Genomic DNA, 18667 nt, shown 5'->3' with positions numbered 1-18667 from the left:
GTGATAATGATTCAGTAGACAAAAAAAGAGATCAACTTTTCAGTCAACCTCTTACTATTTCCTCTTAGAATCAAAAATCAAAATCATCATCTGAATCTTGATAAATTGGACTGGCGATAAAGTTTTTGGATATTAGTATCTGAGAATCTGCCTCACTTGCTGGAATGTAACCTTTTTCTAGTAGACCATTAATATAGATTCGGTTGTAAATAAACATAAAAACTATATTAGATAAATCCACGGTTAGGATATTGACAAAGAAAATAATTAATGCCCATTTAATATCTCCTCTAAATAGAGCCGGGAAGAACCCGAAAAAAAATACTGTCCATGAAAAACCAACTTTCACTTATTTAACCTGACCTGTTCGTGGTTGAACTAAATTAACATGCATCCTTTAATCCTCCCTAATCTACTAAATAAAGTGATTTACTCTCCTAGTTTCCAATTGATAATATCTCCTGGTTGTACTTTATATTCTGAAGCTCCAACCTCTACAAACTCACCATTCACATCATACATCCAATATTTATTTTCTTTTGTATCTTGCTCATGTCCATCAATCCCAACAATCATGCCTTTTTCTTCGTTAATATCAAAGTTCTTTTCCATAACGTCTAATAACAATTCATCTTTGTCAACATCAATCGTTTTATTTTCAAATTCTTTGCCATCTTCTGCTAAAGTCACTTCAATCGTTTGTTCTTTTTTATCATCTGAAATAGCTGAATCTTTTTTCTTAGAATCAGTTGAGATAACAGTTTCTGTACTAGCACTAACATCTTTATCAGTCTGTTTATCATCTTTGTTGCTACCACACCCTGTTAAAGCAACTAATAATACTGCTAATCCTATAAATTTTTTCATGTATTACCATCCTCTTTCATTTTTTATTTAGAAGGAATATCAATTTTAAATGTGACAGTTGGTATATTAAAATACGTCACAAACAGGTCATTTACAACATTAAACAATGCTTCTGGCGAATCATAAATATTTTTTACAACAGTTTTTTTAGCTCCAGATCTAATATCTAACCCCATGTAGGTCTCAATAATGGACACCTTCACATCCTTATTTTGATACACATCAATATCAGCATCTACATCATATTCCTGAGTATGAGTAAAACCATATGTTGGTAATATACTCATAAGTAGAGATAAGACATCTAACTCACCTAGGGATTTCTTTTGATGATTCACCTCAATATCATAGGTCTGAGTTGCTGTTGTTGGACAAACATTGCAACCACCTTCTACAATTTCTGTTGAACAATAAATCATAATGTCATCCACTAATATCGTCTCCTTCATATCTAAGTAGCTTCATTTTATCATATTTTACTCCAACCGACTGTTTAAAGGCATGAGTAGTCAATATTTTTTATGAATACCACATGCTTCCACATTCGCTTATTCCATTAATTAGTAAATATGTACTAATTAAATAAATAAAGCTAGTAACAGATAACATTGGGTTAAATACCAGCATAGCACCAATTAGTACACCTACAATACTTACTATCATAACTAGCCAGTAATACAAGGTACTGCTACTCTTTAATTCCTCAGCTAATAACAATCCAACTATAGAATCCACAATAAACCAAATAGCAAAAACAACTGGTAAAGCTAGGAATTTATCCACTAGACTAAACAATAAAATAATACCTACTAATACGTCAAATACTCCTATACCTAAAGATACTTTAGCTAATACACCATTGTAGCCTCTTAGTTTATTTCTAAAAAACAATTCAAAAATTCCTTTTAAAATAGCTGCAGCACCAAATAATAACATCACATTTTTTAAATCAGACCAAGGATTAAAAAAACTTAACACAGCAACAATGATATAAATAATACCAAGCATGGTACTTAACCGTTTAATACTTTTTCTTTGAATCATACACAAACCTCCCTCATCTTCTTATTAGTCATTCACTGATACAAGTCTAATTTCTCTAACATTAGGATACATTGAAAGATCTTCAATAACTTCAGCGTACGTTAACTCTTTTGGTAAATCAATGGTATAAATATTTTTATAAAATTTTTCGTCTCCGTTCGGTGGACATATTGAATTTCCAAGTTATTAACCTTAGAGATTGTTACAATACGTTTAACTAAAGATAGGGAAAACATAATGGCTAGAAAACTAAATAAGGTCACAACATAAAACCCCATGCCAATACCAATCCCAATTGCTGCTACTGACCATAGTGAAGCTGCTGTTGTTAAGCCTGTAACTCGTTGTTTTGTGATAATAATCGTTCCAGCACCTAAAAACCCAATACCACTAATCACTTGAGCAATCAGCCTTGACTGATCAAATTTTACAACATTAGCCAAATTCGGATCATTTTTTACCATTTCTAACGCATCAAGAGATAACTCTTGTTGAATCAAAGCTATGATAGTTGCCCCTAGACACACCAAAATATGGGTTTTCATTCCAGCAGGACGATTTTTCTGCTCACGCTCATACCCTATAGTACCACCCATAACAATAGCGAGTAATAAGCGTGTTAAAATTTGAATGATGGATAAATTTGTCATAAGCTAACTCCTTTCCATATTTTTACATATCGTCTTATCTATTATCATAACATTTTTTTATTTATATCAATAAAAAAATACATAGATAAGAAATATCATCATCTCCTGTCTATATATTTTTCATTACATTCTTTCTTTAATACCTGTTTTAATTAAAAACCAGTTCATTGGATAAGCTGTACAAAAACCTGCTAGCATAGCAACTTGCATCATAAGCCAAAAAACAGGTGTGTTTGCTTCAATACGTCCACCAAACCAAAGTGGAAATAGCCATAATTGACAAATACTTACAATAGCATACATTCCAATTTGCCATGATGTTAGAGACAATGTATCAGCTTTGATAGCTGCAATGATTCCCTCTTTTTTCCCTAAATGTTTCATAGGTACAATGGCAAAATATTGAAAACTAACCCCAATAATATAAGCTAAAATAAAGGCCAGTACAAAACCTGCAAAAAGATTATCTTTAAAAAGCCAAGGGTAACCACCTACTACGTATAAACCAGGCATAAAAAACAATAACCACTCAATAATTAAATCAGCCAAAGTACACCCGGCACCACAGTGACATGTTCCAATAAAAACAGAAACCGGCATAGATGATTCTTTCATGTCTGACATTTCCATTTGATTCTTATTTGTGGAAGATGATGCCATCCCCATTTTCATATCTCGACCTTTTTCCATCTTTTGAGCTGCTATAGCTTTTGGCTTACCCCATTTTTTATAAGCTTTTACCCAAACAATAGAACCAAATAAAGTCGTTAAGGGCCACACTTCATTCATCACCTTCATAGGCTGAGGATGTTTTAGAACGTCTCTTAAAACATATATAAATGATACAAATGACAGCAACAAGCTAAGCCATGCTACAACGGTTAGCCAACTTGGTATTAAAACAGTATTTCCCATAATTATCCTCTTTTCAACCATATATTATACCGACCTATATTATAGTACTGTTTTTTTGGAAGAATCACATAAATATGAACCAAAGAGTGCAAGAAAATAATCAATTTGTTCATTTATTGCTCTGTTTTTTTCGTTTGAAAGCTTCAACATATTGCTTAGGAGTATCCTGATAAACTTTTTGAAAAGCTTGAATAAAAGAACTACTCTGAGAAAACCCAACAGTACTTGCTACTTCTTGAACATTTTTATCAGTTGACACTAGTAAATTGCGTCCAATAACTACTCGGTAACCATTTAACATCTCTTTAAAGCTTAAAGAAAAAGATTCTCTTAACAAACGTTCAATTTGTTTTTTATTTATATGTAGTTTATTTGAAATATCAGTTAAAGTAAGTGGCATACGGTAATTCTTTTGGAGATAAATATAGATCTCCCAAGCATCTGTCCTACCTGTATTATCTGTATACTCCTCTAAACTTTGTCTATATTCTTTTGGTAGTACACCATACTCTTTTTTAAAAACATCATAGAATAGACCATCTGAGCTGAAACCACAAATCTTTCTGATTTCAACAATAGATAATTCATCAAACTGCATAAGAGCAACTGCATTTCTTAGACGAATACGATTCATATTATTTTTAAATGTCGTACCTGTCAACTCTTGTAAAATTTGTTGTACCTCACCTGATGATAAATCAAATTGTTTTGCTACCATATCAATTCCTAATGGCATAGAGTGATGATCATTCATATATTGTAGTACTTTCCACTTTAACGTTTTTTCAGTTGGTAACTTATTTGTATTCGTTCGCTGTTTTTGATAAATATAATTTAAAAAAGAAGTTAAACTTATAGATAAATAACTTTTTTGCTCAGTTTCTGATTGTAACTCTTTGTAAATAGAATCTGTCACAGTTGTCACATATTTAAATTGATTTTGAGTTAAATTAACAATAGGATTCAGTTTTTCATGACTTTTCAGTTCTTGATAATACATCTTACGATTTGTACTAATTAATAATAATAAACCTAGGGAAAAACGAATTCTATAAAACTTAATTGGCCCATTAGGAGCAGAAAAAGAATACACATGATAAGATAAAAGTAAAATCAACTGCTGATCTCTAATATCGAAATCGATGCCATTAATCGATAAAATCCCCTCTCCCTCTAATAAAATATAAAACTAAACCTCATCTTTTTGTACAGGATTCGTATCTTGTTAGACAGTAAATGGTTCAACGACCATTTCATGAGGGCTGAAATGACTACTTAAATAATCACCACTAACATAAGGTTTATGATCGATTAGACTCACCTCTCTCCTAAATTTTCACAAATAATTTCTATTCTGAAAGTTTTGTCGTTTTTTTAATACTTATTATTTACCCTTGCCTTTATAATAAACATATAAGAGCGAATAATTAGTTTGATTAGTATAAATTTTCTTATTTTTTACTAAAAAATAACTAATTAATGTTTAAAAAAAGCAAAGGGGATGATTCGGCACATAAGCAACAAATAAAATAATTGGTGTTTAATTCCAATTCAAAACATACATGTAAAGATTTTCCCAATTCTCTTTCGACGATGATGAATGATATTAAATGCTAGTCATTTTCAAAAATGTCTACCTAACTTAGCCGTGTTAGATAGACATTTATTTTTATGCGCGAAAACTTGTTATTTACCTTCAAATACTAATTTTTCTGGTAATGGATAATCGGCTTTGTTTAGTCCTTCATAAACAATTGCTTCATTGAAATCATCTATACTTAAATCAATTTTTCGTGATAAGTCAAAAACTAAGTGAAGAACATCATGGAAATACATAGAGTTACCTTGTTCAAAATATTCTTTAAACTCTTTAGATGTGTTACTAAAACCTGTTTGTGCTTCATAAGCATTAGCTTGTTCCACGTAATCTCTAAAATATGCTTGTGTATAGACTGCGAATCGATTATAAATCTCAATAGCTAAACATAGATCTTTGTACCATAAGTCAAAACTTTTTTTAGCAATACCACCTTTCACTTCTATTAAATTAAAGTGGTCATCTCTTAAGTATTGGGTAATTAGCATATCAATATTCAAGCTAATACCCGTGTAGGAAACATCCTCAAATTGAAACGCTTTTAATTCTTCTAATTCAGCTAATAAACTCTCAGAGGTAAATTGGCGATTCTCCATACTTTTATAAACTTTTTTTTGCTCAAACATTACGATTCCTCCATCATGACTTTTCTTTTTGTATCTCTATTATAAACTATTTTAACTGATAATGCTTTGCTTAACATCAGACTTTTATTATCTATTCACTGATCTAGCCATTCTAGAAACCGTATGCCTTGACCCACGAATAGCATCTGACAACACTTGAATATTACGAATACCCACAAGTCCCATGTTAGCATCACCAATATGTTGAATGTCTACCCCCAACATTTTATTGTGTAAACCAATTTGACGAATGGTTTCTTCATCTGAGCTTTCTTGACTCGTCCCAATAGCACTAATGACTAAGACCCCATGTTTGTGAGCATAATCAATGACTTCTATAATATGCTCATCTCTTACTCCTGGTACTGTCCCTACTGCTGGCACTAAAATCATATCAGCCCCAGCCTTAATAAATGCTTTAATAGCCTCTATAGAAACTACAGGCTCATCAACACCTGCACTATGCATTTTCCCAGCAATCACCAAACCACTAAAATGCTCTTTTGCTAAAGAAACAGCTTTAATAATAGCCTCATTAGTTACCCCAACACCTGGATTTCCGGTTAATAGTACAAAATCAAAACCTAATTCACTAGCTTTCTTAAATGTTTCTACGCTAGCACAACGCCCCTTTGGAATATCAATTCGACCTTCAGTCATGTTGGCCGCTTTATCTACTGGCTCTAAATTCAAACCAATTGGCATATGAACTAATTTTTGTAAATCTTCTAAAGTATGCTCGCTTACTACATTACTTCCGTACCCATACAGTCCTGATATTTGAGGTTGAAACATATCAAAACCATTTAATAAAATCATATCAGCTCCAAAAGCTCTGGCTAACTCGGTAGCTGTGATATCTCCTACAATCGGTTCATGAAGCACCACATTCTCACTTAAAATAACACGACCATCGCTTGCCTTAATGCTTTGCTTAAGCTCACTTGCTGTCATTTGGCTAATCTCACTTGGATTAGCACTGATTAGACGTTTTACCATACTTTTGACACATCCTTTTCCTTCAATTAGTACCTCACTATCAATAGTAAACGATTTCAAAAAACTTAACAATCTTTATTTATTAGTAAAATCCAATCCTTTTTAAGCTATCTATTACCAAAAATAAGACTTTTTTTCTAGTAAACTCCCTCTCATCTTAATATAATGTGCTTTTTTTTGCCTAAGGTTGCGACATAAAAGAGTAATTTAAGGAACTCTTAATTTTATAGAATTAAGATAGAAGTAATTCTTTAATTTAGTTAATAGCACATTCAGTAGATGTTAGTTACCTTGACATAACTTAATGATAAGGAGGAATGAGATGGAGACAACAATATTAGTTGGTAAACAAGCAACCATTGACGAATCAACTGTTGTTGCAAAATTAATAGATAGAAAAAAGCCGATAACCCAGTTACCTTACGTGCCTTTTCTGAGAGTGGTCATCAAACAAAGACACTCACTTCAAAGATAACTGGTATAACAGTTCCTCTACCAAAACGAGCTTTACGCTATCAAACTGTTTCAACTCATGTAGATGATGACCAACACAAGTTTGATGATGGTGGTATAAATGAAAATAACGTTACTATGATTGTTATTCCAAACCTAAGAGGTAGCAATAAAGCATTGGCCTTTGATCCTTTTGTAGACCATGGTCTAAGTAATGATATGCTACTACATAGTGTCATTCCTTACGTCCATTCGGCAAAAGAAGGAGTGGAATACCTTGGTAATTTGATTCACCTTTATGGTTCTAACGGTCGAAGTGCCGTTGCTTTTAGTGACAATCAAGATGTTTGGTATATGGAGATTCTCACTGGCCATCACTGGATCGCGCAACGTATTCCTGATAATTCATGTGCCATTATTACAAATCAATTATCTCAGGAACACATTGATTTTAGTGATTCGCTAAACGTTTTGACTTCTGATAATATTGAGCGTTTTGTTATCCGCCATCACTTAAACACCAATCCAACCACTTGGAATGTACGTGATATTTTTGGTAACAAACAACAAGAAGCTCACCGAGGAGCCCAGTTGACCTATGCGTTTCTAATGTCTGATGAGTCTTTAGTCCATTCTGACTATCTACCATTTTTATTTCAAACGACATCAAGACTAAGGTTGATTGACGTTATTTGTTCATTGCGTCCACACTATATGTTTTACTCTTCTTTATTTAAAGAAGAGGATACTCCTGACACTATCACTGCAATTAGTCAGGATGTCGCATCGTATATTTTCAATATTCGCTCTCAATTAAATGAAGGTGTCTCAAGTATCTTTTGGACTAATATTGGCTTTAGTCCACTTGATCCATATATTCCACAATATACAAATGTTACTAAAATTCCTAAATATCGTTTTCCAGACTCCATTCAAGAGAGCCTATCCAAGTTAAAAGAGATTATACTAAAATTGCCATTAGCACAGCGGCAAAAATTGATTAATGAATTCCTTGATGCTAATAGGCAATATGTTCAACAATTTATCTATTCAACTGATACTGCTATTTCATTACTAAATTCTGAAGAATTAATTAACTTCTTAGAGAAACAAAACAAACTGATACTTAACCATATCATTCAAAAATCGATTGAAAATGTTTATAGTATCACTCAACAATATTAACTATAAAAAATTAGAGGAGAGATTTTTATGTCAACAGAAAAAACAGGATTTGACTGGTGGTCATTCTTACTAGGAATTTTATTTATTATCGTATCACTAATTGCTTTTCAAGATCCATCATCAACATTAGAAAGTTTAGTCATTGTATTTGGTATTATCGCAGTTGTTAAAGGAATTTTTGAATTATTCTTTAGACGCCGTTTAAGACAATATACTGGTTGGGCAACAACAATGCCTATTGTCATGGGTATTTTTGATATCATCATTGGATTACTATTATTATTCAACGTTGGTGCTGGTATGGTTGCTATTTCAGTTATCTTTGCTTTATGGTTCTTAATTGATTCAATCGTTGGATTATTTACAGCTAGCTCAGTAAAAGCTGCTGGTGAAGGATACTACTGGTTTACAATCATTGTTTGTATCTTAGGAGTTATTGTTGGGATTATGTTATTACTTAGCCCTGCAACAGCTGGTTTAACACTAAGCTTCTTAGTAGGTTTTTACTTTATGTTATTTGGTATCACAGAAATCACTTATGCTTTTCGTTAATTAAATCAAAAACGAGGATGACTACAAAAGTCAACCTCGTTTTTTTATTTAATTATAAGTTACCACAAACCCCTTTGGTTCAATAACTAATTTATCCATAGAAACTTCTGCTTGTTGACTTAAGACTACTTTACCATCAGCTTTTGCTTCAAATAAATGACTACCTGCATTAAAGTAACCTGTGATAATCCCCTTATCTGACTTGCGACTAAAGACAACAACACGTTCTTCATTATCTAACACATCAAAAATTAATTGACCATCAGATAGTACTTCTTGATACTCATGTCTTAAATGAATTAAGTCCTTCATAAATTCAAAGAAAACTCTATCTTGTTGTTCTTCATCCCAAATCATACATTTACGACAGTCTGGATCATTACCACCTGTCATACCAACTTCTGTTCCGTAATAGATACAAGGTGAGCCTTGTTGTAAAAAAGTAAAGGCTAATGTCATCTTAGCAATATCTTTATCTCCATCACTAAGTGTTAATAATCTAGCTGTATCATGAGAATCTAAACAGTTAAACATAACTTGATTGGTTTGCTCGCGGTATAGCATTAACTGCTCATACAATCCACTAGCTAGCTTTGTAGCAGATATATTTTTTTGTACAAAGAAATTTAAAATCGTTTCTGTATAAGCATAGTTCATCACTGCATGGAACTCATCACCTTCAAGCCAGCGCTGAGAAGAATGCCAAATCTCACCTAAAATATAAAAATCTGGTTTTAGAGCTGTTGTGGCCTCATAAAATTTCTTCCAAAAACGGTGGTCTACCTCATTTGCTACATCTAATCTCCAAGCATCAATATCAAATTCTTCAATCCAATAAGTAGCAATATCAAGTAAATAAGCTGCCACTTCAGGGTTAGTTGTGTTTAATTTTGGCATCATAGGAGTGAATGCAAAAGTATCATAATGAATCAATTCAGACCCCTCCGTATTCCCTCCTATACCAAACTCAACGGGATAGTCATGAATATAGAACCAGTCTTTATATTTTGATTTTTCGCCGTGTTCAACTACGTCTTGGAATTCTTTTGAAGCATAACCAATATGATTAAATACCGCATCAAGCATGACACGAATGCCACGTTTATGAGCTTCTTGAACTAATATTTTGAAAGTCTCTTTGTCACCAAAATCTGGATCTATGTCATAATAATCAATCGTGTCATATTTGTGATTGGACATCGCTTTAAATACTGGACAAAAATAAAGCCCATTAATCCCTAAATCCTTTAAATAATCTAGATGATCAATTACCCCTTGTAAATCCCCTCCAAAGAAATCCTCACGAGATGGGTCTTTACTACCCCAAGGTAGAGTACCTTTTGGATCATTACTTGTATCCCCATTAGCAAATCGCTCTGGAAATATTTGATACCAGACAGTTTCTTTTACCCATTTAGGCTCTTTAAACATATCTGCTTCTTGAAAATAAGGCATTCTAAAATAATTACCTGCAGTACTAATCACGTCTTGATGATAGTCAAACAAACCACGATCTCCGTAAAAAACATCATCACCATCTACTCCAAGAACATGAAAAGCATATTGTAAACGTTGGTGTTTAGCAGTAACTGAGATAAACCAATAATCATAATCATCTGTTGAAGCAATTTTTAACATGGGTGTTTCTTCTTGATACCATTTATCTTGATCAATTAAATAAGGATCACCCTTTAGTATGTATACCTCTTTAACATCATCTTTTTTGGTTCTAAGTCTAATGTGCATCTCTGTTCTTGATTTTAAGTAAGCATATTCACTTTCAGGACGATGTAGTAGTGCTGCTCTTTCCATATTATTAACGACCCTCTTTCATATTTAATGTGTGTGTTACTTGTTGATTTGAAACATATTGATCATTTAATTTTGTTTTTAAGAAAATTAATAGATAAGCTAGAATTAGACCAAAACTTTGAATAGCTACCATTGTCATCACATTAAAGCTAAAAAAACTAAAAATAACTGCGACTAGCGTTCCAAGAAATAAAGCATTTAATGTTAAATTTACTGATTCTTTGTAAGTTTCAATAGACGATATATGACTTTTTTTGGTCATCCATAAAAATAAACTAGCTATAAAAACTAACATGATTAAATTTAGGAATAACACAAAACCATTAAGTAAGATCCCCATTACTCGACGGTAACCAGCCGTTTGTTCTTGCCATGCTTGATTTAAGAATTTATCTAGCTGTCCCGTATTTTTATACTGATTTAAATTCCACCCAGAAGTGTAATGTAAGGTAACATTTTGACCGTCATTTCCAAAAACCTGCATAGTTTTATTTTGAAAAACAAGAGCATTGTGATAACGTCCTTTTGGCACTTGAGTCGTACTCACATAGACATGTTCACTTTTTTGACCAGAAGTCACGTCTTTAGATAGACTATCTTGGATATTTAATTCATGAATAGCTAACATATCTGCTTGATTCAATGCTTCTAAAGAACCAGGAAGAGCATCTTCAAGATTGACTTGTAGCGAAATACCCCCTTTTAAAACAACAGGATTCATCATTAAAAAGAATAAAAAGATAAACACAACAAACATTTGCCAAATAGATAAGTTTTTTCTACCAGTAAACATCTTTGTAGGTGTCAGAGTATTTGCAAAATAGTTCATGGGAAATGTTAATGGTTTCATAAGTTTCTCCTATCCTTTTGTTCCTCCAGCAATTAGACCAGAGACAAAGTTTTTTTGTAAGAAGAAGAACAAGATTGAAATTGGAAGAGCAATTAAAATAGCACCTGCTGCAAACAATGTCACTTGTTGATCTTGAGCGTTACTGACAAACCCCTGTAGTCCAACGGCAACTGTAATTTTTTCTGGCGTACGTAGTAAGAATCTAGCTAACATGTAATCACCAAATGGTCCCATAAAGGCCCACAAAGCTTGAACAGCAATCATTGGTTTTACAAGTGGTAAAATTATCTGCCAGAAAATTCTAAAATGACCAGCACCATCTAATTTGGCTGATTCATCTAAATCAATTGGGACAGTATCAAAATACCCCTTCATAAGCCAAGTATTCATTGGAATTCCCCCTCCGATATAAATCAGAGTTAAAAACCACGGTTTATCTAAAGCATTAAGTAATAAAGCCATCACATAAAAGGCTGTTAGAGCAGCCATCGTTGGTACCATTTGAATAATTAGAAAGAATTTTAAACTAAATTTTCTTCCAATAAATCGGTAACGACTATAGGTGTAACCTGCTAAGGTAATCACAGCAACTTGAACCACCATAGTTGAAATAGCAATAACTAAAGTATTAAAATACCATTTGCCATATAAAGTTTCCTCAAATAGACGACTAAAGTTTCGCAACGTATATTTCCCACCAAAATCTAAAGTAAAAGCACTCACATTCCCTGCTTTAAAAGCAGTACTTACTGTAATTAAAATTGGATAAACCACAATAACAGATAAAATAATCAAAAATAGATAGGTAAAGACTTTAGGCCAAAAATCTTGGCGTTTTACTGTTTTTTTAAGAGTCATATTAGTTATCCTCCATATTAAAGGAATTTGTTTTCTTAAAGATAATTAAGGAAATACCGATAACAATGAATGAAATAATCAAAGTCACAGCGGCTGCCACTGAGTATTGTGGTGCATTTCCTGTTGTTAATTTATAGATCCATGAAATTAAAATATCAGTTGACCCTGCACCACCACCAACACTGCCTGGTCCACCATTATTAAATAGGTAAATCATTGAGAAGTTATTAAAGTTACCAGTATATTGTGTGACAAAAATTGGTGCTGCCACAAATAAAATCATCGGCATTGTAATCGTTTTAAACCTTTGAAAAGCATTAGCTCCATCAATTTTAGCTGCTTCATATAATTCATTGGGAATTGATTGTAATATCCCACTTACCATGACATAAATATACGGAAAACCTAACCATCCTTGGATCATAATAATCGCAGTTTTTGTCCAAAATGGATCGGTTTTCCAAGGTTTCGGAGCGATGTCAACAAGGGGAATGTTATTTAAAAAGGGAATAACTTGTGTGTTTATCGCTCCGATACTATCATTAAAAATATTAGAAAAACTCATAATCGTGATAAAGGCAGGCACTGCCCAAGGTAATAAGAAAATAACTCCAAATAGACGTTTTCCTTTAATGAAACTTTGATTTGCTACAACAGCTGTCAATACCCCTAAACAAATCTGAAGAGTTGAAGCAAGCACTGTCCAAATCACGGTCCAACTAAATACAGCTCCAAAAGTAGCACGGTAGCTACTTAAAAAGAAAATACTATAAAAGTTTTTAAACCCAACCCAGTCAATCAATGATGCTGGCGGAATATGTTTAAAATCATAATTAGTAAATGCCATAAATAAAGTCACTAACACTGGAAAAATAATCGATACCGTCATAACAAGATATGCTGGTAATGTTAGTAAATATGGAAACCCCTCATCACTCATAGCATGTAGAGTTTCTTTAGCTGTCGTATTAATTTTTTCTCCTAAAACAAGACGTTTAGCAATGACTTTAGCATCACGAATGTTAATGACATAAAATAAAATAAAAATAGCTGTTATAATAATTTGAAGTGTTCCTTCAATCATTAAGAATAATGAGTGATCATCCATTGAGTTATGTCCTAATGTAATAAACCCTTCAAAAGCACCAAATCCCATAGTAATCATCTCAATTACAAAGGCGATAAAGATAAGTAAGAAGATAACTCCTTTAAATATTTGTTTGTTATAAATTTGTCCCAATCCTGGAATAATAGATAGTAGCATTGCTTTTTTAACTCTTCCAGGTTGCTCTTTTTGATCCATACTAATCCTCCTTATTTAAGAAAGAAAACGACAAAGTTTCCTTTGCCGCTAACTCACTTATTCACCGTATTTTTGTTGAATATTTTCTTTAATAATTTTCACGGCTGCATCTGCCGCTTCTTGAGGTGTTTGTTTACCAGAACCTGCATCAAACATTAAGTTTTCACCACCAGCCCATACTTCAGCCATTTCTGGAATGTTAGGCATTGGTTTTGCACTTTCATATTGTTCAATAACAGCTTTTGTTAATTCATCATCTGATTTAGCAGCAGCTTCTCTTGATTTATTATTAGCTGGAATTTCTTTTGTATCATCATAAAGAGTTGTTTGATTTTTCTCATTTGTGACGTAATCTAAGAATTTTTGAGACATATCTTTATTTGTAGAATAGTTACTTACAACCCAAGCTTTACCTCCGCCAAAGGCTTCATAGGGATTACCATTATCTAATGTTGGAATTTTACTCACACCGTAATTTACATCAGCATCAGTGTAGCCTTTAGCAGCCCAAGGTCCATCAATAATGGCAGCTGTTTTACCTTCTGTAAACTGATTTGTGACAAAATCACCAGCACTCTTAATATCTAACATACCTTTTGGCCAAACATTTTGGAACCAATCTGTTGCATATTGAATCCCCTCAACAGCACCCTTGCTATTTAAGCCGATATCTTCTGGATTAGTACCATCATCACCAAAGATGTAACCACCGTAACCAGAAATCAAACCGTAAGCAAAGTAGAAATCAGTCCATTTAGCTAAGAACCCAACATTTTTACCACTTTCATCTTTAAAATTGTATTTTTCATCTTTTGATAAGGCTTCTACCTCTTTAAATGTTTTTGGTGCTTCTGTGATTAAGTCTTTGTTATAGAACATGACTAGCGTTTCTACAACAGCAGGTGCTCCGTAAAACTCGCCATCAACTGTCACTTGTTTTTTATCATTTTCATTATAAAATGAGTCATCTGATAATTTAACTTGTGCTAAATGACCTTGTTGACCAAGTGGCCCTAATCTATCATAAGCTGACATCATCACATCAGGGGCTTTACCAGCAGGTCCATCTAATGTCAAAGCCTCTAGCTGTTCAAACATATCTTTTTCAATCACTTTGATTGTGATATCATTTTCTTTTTCAAAATCACCTTTGATTCCTTCAATATACTTCACATAGCCTTTATCAACTGAAACGGATAATTCTTTACTTGCCTCTGCATCTTTTGTACCACCATCTTTATCTTTAGATGAAGATGACCCACAAGCCACTAAAGCTAACATAGATGCACCTAGCAACAAACCAGTACCAAATTTTTTCCACTTATTCTTCACTTAAATAACCCCCTATGTTTTTCATACTTTCATCATAGGTCTTTTAACAATGTTACGCAACCGTTTTTTTAATGTTACCGGTATCAGATTAAACCGCTTTCAAATTATATCAATTTAAGTTAATTAGACCTAATTACAAAGGCTATAATAGCAAGTTTCTTAATTATTGGTATAGACAAAACATGTAAAGACGGTTGATATTATTTAAATCATGATATGTGTTTATATACTATAATAAATGATATCCATTGTAGTATGCAACCGATTTCTTTGCTTGCTGTAATAGATCATAGTAAGTTATCTCTGACAGATCTACTCTTATTCAATTAATGCTGGTAGAATAACTATATGACAACATAGAATACTTGGAGGGAGTATATTGAAAAAAATCGATGTAGTTGGTGCCATTATTTTTCGAGATGAAAAAATATTATGTGCACAAAGAGCAATGGATAAATCCTTAGGTGGTTACTGGGAATTTCCTGGTGGTAAAGTCGAAAGACATGAAACACCCCATGAAGCCTTAAAAAGAGAGTTAATTGAAGAATTACATATTGAGCCTACCATTCAAATAGAACCTTTTGAAATAACAACTTATCTATATGATTTTGGAGAAGTTACCCTTACAACCTTTATTTGCCACTTAATATCAGGTGAACCAATATTAACTGAACACGAGGATATAAATTGGGTAAGTACTAAAAAAGAGATAAGCAAACTAAACTGGGCCCCGGCTGACATACCTGCTGTTAAAAAACTAATTAAATTATATATAAGGAGATAATCATGGAATTATTAGAGCGTTCATTAAAACATGCTTTTATTGATCAAACAATACCAGGCTCTACTTATGACACCACACTAATTATTAATCAACCTGATAAACAACAATTTCTACTCAACACGCTACAAGCTGAAGTTGAACAATGTTCTCATTTCTTTTTTTCAGTTGCTTTTATCACACAAAGCGGGTTAAACAGTATCAAGGCCCAACTATCTGATCTAGCTAAAAAAGGTGTCACAGGTCGGTTAGTCACCTCAACTTATTTAAATTTTAATGATCCTCTAATGTTTGAGTCCCTTTTGAATATTCCAAACTTAGAAGTCAGACTTTCTAAAAAGCCAGGTTTTCATGCAAAGGGTTATCTATTTGAAAAAGAAGCATTTCATACTTTGATTATTGGTAGCTCAAATTTAACGATGAGTGCTTTAAAAGAAAATTATGAATGGAACTTGCGTCTGACTTCTTTTGAGAGTGGTGAGTTGATTCATCAAGTCAGACAAGCCATGACAGAGGAGTGGCGTGAATCTACTCCTTTAACTAAAGAGTGGATAGATACATATAAAGAAACCCATCTACCTGTTTCTTTTACTCCTAGTATCCTTAATGAAGAAAAATTAGATTATATTGCCCCAAATATGATGCAAAAAAAAGCTCTAACAAACCTCAAAACAATTAGAGAAGAAGGAAAAAAGCGCGCTCTTGTCATCTCAGCCACAGGTACTGGTAAAACCTACCTCGCTGCTTTTGATGTCTTACAAGCTAAACCGCGTCGTATGCTTTTCATTGTTCATAGAGAACAAATATTAAACACAGCCAAAGAATCTTTTAAGAAAATAATCGGTGGAGCTGATTCTGACTTTGGTATTCTCTCTGGTACAAAAAAAGAGATTAATGCTAAATATTTATTTGCAACCATACAAACGATCTCTAAAGAACAAATAAAACAAGATTTTGCTCCAGATTATTTTGACTATATCTTAATTGATGAAGTACACAGAGCCGGAGCTACGTCTTATACTAAGGTGATTGATTATTTCTCCCCTAACTTTTTACTAGGAATGACAGCAACACCTGAACGAACAGATGGGTTTAATATTTTTGAATTATTTGACTACAACACAGCTTATGAAATTAGATTAAAAGATGCCTTAGAAGAAAACTTACTTTGTCCTTTTCACTACTTTGGTGTGACTGATTTTGAATACCAAGGAGAGGTCATCTCTGAGACAACTGAACTCTACCACCTAACTGATACAGAACGTGTTAAATTTCTCATTGATAAAATCACTTATTACGGTCATTCCGGATCACAAGTTAAAGGGTTAGTTTTTTGTAGTCAAGTGAGGGAAGCAAAAGAACTGGCTCACCTATTTACTAAACAAGGGCTCCCTTCTGCTTATTTAAGTGGAGAGGATTCTATGAAAACTAGGGAAGACACGATTCAACAATTAGAAAAAGGATCTATTAAATATATTTTTACTGTAGATATTTTTAATGAGGGAATTGATATCCCTATGATTAATCAAGTCATTATGTTAAGAAACACCCAATCTAACATTATTTTTATCCAACAATTAGGTCGTGGTCTTAGAAAATACCCTAACAAAGAATTTGTCACTGTCATTGATTTCATTGGAAACTATAAAAATAATTACATGATTCCTATGGCTTTGTCTGGAGATGACTCACTTAACAAAAACAATCTACGTAAAGATACCTTTGATACAAATTATATTTCTGGCCTATCAGCAATTAATTTTGAAAGTATTGCTAAAGAACGAATTTTTGAATCTATTGACGCAGCTAAATTAGATTCTATGGCTATGCTAAAACAACTTTACTTCTCCTTAAAAAATCGTTTAAATCGTACTCCTACTTTATTTGATTATTTTGAACAAAATTGGGTAGACCCTGTCATGATGGCTTCAAAAAGTAAAAACTATTACGATTTTTTAGTTAAAATTAAAGAAGAAACTGACACCTTATCAGAAAATGATACTTCATTTCTAAATTTTGTCACAGCTGAGTTATTACCTAGCATTAGACCACATGATTTAATTATCTTAAACGAATTGTTGCATATTAAAAAACACATATCAAAACAAGATATAGTTGACTATCTAAAAGAATATAACTTAAATACAAACTCAGAAACTATTGACTCTGTTATCCGGACATTATCAACTCAGTTTTATGTAGGTAGTCAAAAAAAATCTTATGAACAAGCTGCTTTCATTAATGAAGAGGGACAATTAACACCTCATTTTTTATTAGCTAGAGAAAATCCTGTTTTTGTTAGGTATTTACGTGATTTAATCAAAACTGGACTTGCCTTATCATTTACTCATTACACAAAACAACCTCTTACCTTATATCAAAAATACCGTAGACGTGATGTATTACGAGTTTTAAATTGGAAAAAGCAAATGGTTGATCAAAATATTGGTGGCTATACTCGTAATGACGATCATTTTGTCATATTTGTAACGTTAGAAAAAGGGGAAGATTTTAAAGGTTCCTTAGTGGCTTATGAAGATGCCTTGCTTGATCCACAAACTATCCTTTGGTTCTCAAAAGCACCAAGAAATTTAAATAGCCCTGAGGTTACCTTTTTAAGAGAGCGTGGTCAAGATATCCCGGTTCATTTTTTTATAAAAAAACATGATGATCATGGGACAGATTTTTATTATCTTGGTCAGGTCAAACCAGATATTGCTTCATTTACACAAGAAGAAATCACGATTAGCTCTGATAAGAAAAAATCTCTTGTCAAAATGATACTTAAACTAGACACACCTATTCAGTACTCCTTATTTGATTTTCTAAATCACTAAAGCTAA

Annotated in this window: 18 protein-coding genes and 1 pseudogene; 5 read left to right on the top strand and 14 right to left on the bottom strand. The window is 32.8% G+C overall.

Going from position 1 to position 18667, the window contains the following annotated elements:
* Nucleotides 1-70: 70 nt before the first annotated feature.
* From VSF34_RS00815 to VSF34_RS00775, 9 genes and pseudogenes are all read right to left on the bottom strand, one after another.
* A complete protein-coding gene (locus tag VSF34_RS00815) occupies nucleotides 71-241 on the bottom strand; it encodes a hypothetical protein (protein WP_326717237.1) in 171 nt (56 codons plus the stop codon).
* Between the two features lie 188 nt (nucleotides 242-429).
* Complete coding sequence (locus VSF34_RS00810) at nucleotides 430-867, bottom strand: DUF4430 domain-containing protein (RefSeq protein ID WP_326717236.1); 438 nt, start codon at nucleotides 865-867, stop codon at nucleotides 430-432.
* 23 nt (nucleotides 868-890) lie between these two features.
* Nucleotides 891-1316: a DUF4809 family protein gene (locus tag VSF34_RS00805; RefSeq protein ID WP_326717235.1), complete on the bottom strand. Its 426-nt coding sequence runs from the start codon at nucleotides 1314-1316 to the stop codon at nucleotides 891-893.
* A 70-nt stretch (nucleotides 1317-1386) separates the two neighbouring features.
* Nucleotides 1387-1911: an HdeD family acid-resistance protein gene (locus VSF34_RS00800; protein ID WP_326717234.1), complete on the bottom strand. Its 525-nt coding sequence runs from the start codon at nucleotides 1909-1911 to the stop codon at nucleotides 1387-1389.
* A 24-nt stretch (nucleotides 1912-1935) separates the two neighbouring features.
* Nucleotides 1936-2561, bottom strand: a pseudogene (locus VSF34_RS00795) (MgtC/SapB family protein).
* Nucleotides 2562-2684: 123 nt separating this feature from the next.
* Nucleotides 2685-3476: a DUF4396 domain-containing protein gene (locus VSF34_RS00790; RefSeq protein ID WP_326717233.1), complete on the bottom strand. Its 792-nt coding sequence runs from the start codon at nucleotides 3474-3476 to the stop codon at nucleotides 2685-2687.
* A gap of 109 nt (nucleotides 3477-3585) precedes the next feature.
* Entirely contained in the window at nucleotides 3586-4593 is a 1008-nt protein-coding gene (locus tag VSF34_RS00785; protein WP_326717232.1) for a helix-turn-helix transcriptional regulator, read from the bottom strand.
* Between the two features lie 569 nt (nucleotides 4594-5162).
* On the bottom strand, nucleotides 5163-5699 hold the full coding sequence (locus tag VSF34_RS00780) for a hypothetical protein (protein WP_326717231.1): 537 nt from the start codon (nucleotides 5697-5699) through the stop codon (nucleotides 5163-5165).
* An 87-nt stretch (nucleotides 5700-5786) separates the two neighbouring features.
* Nucleotides 5787-6698, bottom strand: coding sequence for a DUF7916 family protein (locus VSF34_RS00775; protein ID WP_326717988.1), 912 nt, complete (start codon nucleotides 6696-6698; stop codon nucleotides 5787-5789).
* A 322-nt stretch (nucleotides 6699-7020) separates the two neighbouring features.
* Between VSF34_RS00775 and VSF34_RS00770 the strand changes: the two genes are divergently transcribed.
* From VSF34_RS00770 to VSF34_RS00760, 3 genes are read left to right on the top strand one after another with little or no spacing between them, the layout of a single operon-like run.
* Complete coding sequence (locus VSF34_RS00770) at nucleotides 7021-7173, top strand: hypothetical protein (protein ID WP_326717230.1); 153 nt, start codon at nucleotides 7021-7023, stop codon at nucleotides 7171-7173.
* A complete protein-coding gene (locus VSF34_RS00765; protein ID WP_326717987.1) occupies nucleotides 7170-8336 on the top strand; it encodes a C69 family dipeptidase in 1167 nt (388 codons plus the stop codon). The genes VSF34_RS00770 and VSF34_RS00765 overlap by 4 nt, the downstream gene beginning before the upstream one ends.
* 27 nt (nucleotides 8337-8363) lie before the next feature.
* Entirely contained in the window at nucleotides 8364-8888 is a 525-nt protein-coding gene (locus tag VSF34_RS00760; protein WP_326717229.1) for an HdeD family acid-resistance protein, read from the top strand.
* A gap of 48 nt (nucleotides 8889-8936) precedes the next feature.
* Here the strand turns inward: VSF34_RS00760 and VSF34_RS00755 are convergent, their stop codons facing one another.
* The 5 genes from VSF34_RS00755 to VSF34_RS00735 are packed head-to-tail and all read right to left on the bottom strand — an operon-like array spanning nucleotide 8937 to nucleotide 14992.
* Nucleotides 8937-10700 (bottom strand): glycoside hydrolase family 13 protein, encoded by a 1764-nt coding sequence (locus VSF34_RS00755; RefSeq protein WP_326717228.1) that lies wholly within the window; start codon nucleotides 10698-10700, stop codon nucleotides 8937-8939.
* A gap of 4 nt (nucleotides 10701-10704) precedes the next feature.
* Complete coding sequence (locus tag VSF34_RS00750) at nucleotides 10705-11550, bottom strand: hypothetical protein (RefSeq protein ID WP_326717227.1); 846 nt, start codon at nucleotides 11548-11550, stop codon at nucleotides 10705-10707.
* A 9-nt stretch (nucleotides 11551-11559) separates the two neighbouring features.
* Nucleotides 11560-12408 (bottom strand): sugar ABC transporter permease, encoded by an 849-nt coding sequence (locus VSF34_RS00745; RefSeq protein ID WP_326717226.1) that lies wholly within the window; start codon nucleotides 12406-12408, stop codon nucleotides 11560-11562.
* A gap of 1 nt (nucleotide 12409) precedes the next feature.
* Nucleotides 12410-13711, bottom strand: a complete 1302-nt coding sequence (locus VSF34_RS00740) for a carbohydrate ABC transporter permease (RefSeq protein ID WP_326717225.1) — start codon at nucleotides 13709-13711, stop codon at nucleotides 12410-12412.
* A 57-nt stretch (nucleotides 13712-13768) separates the two neighbouring features.
* A complete protein-coding gene (locus VSF34_RS00735; RefSeq protein ID WP_326717986.1) occupies nucleotides 13769-14992 on the bottom strand; it encodes an extracellular solute-binding protein in 1224 nt (407 codons plus the stop codon).
* A 430-nt stretch (nucleotides 14993-15422) separates the two neighbouring features.
* Here VSF34_RS00735 and VSF34_RS00730 point away from each other — a divergent pair, with 430 nt between their 5' ends.
* Entirely contained in the window at nucleotides 15423-15827 is a 405-nt protein-coding gene (locus VSF34_RS00730) for a (deoxy)nucleoside triphosphate pyrophosphohydrolase (RefSeq protein WP_370659262.1), read from the top strand.
* A gap of 2 nt (nucleotides 15828-15829) precedes the next feature.
* Nucleotides 15830-18661: a DEAD/DEAH box helicase gene (locus VSF34_RS00725; RefSeq protein WP_326717224.1), complete on the top strand. Its 2832-nt coding sequence runs from the start codon at nucleotides 15830-15832 to the stop codon at nucleotides 18659-18661.
* Nucleotides 18662-18667: the final 6 nt, after the last annotated feature.

This window comes from Vagococcus jeotgali, from assembly GCF_035918315.1.
Lineage (GTDB): Bacteria > Bacillota > Bacilli > Lactobacillales > Vagococcaceae > Vagococcus > Vagococcus jeotgali.
This window is presented reverse-complemented; position numbering and strand designations above follow the sequence as displayed.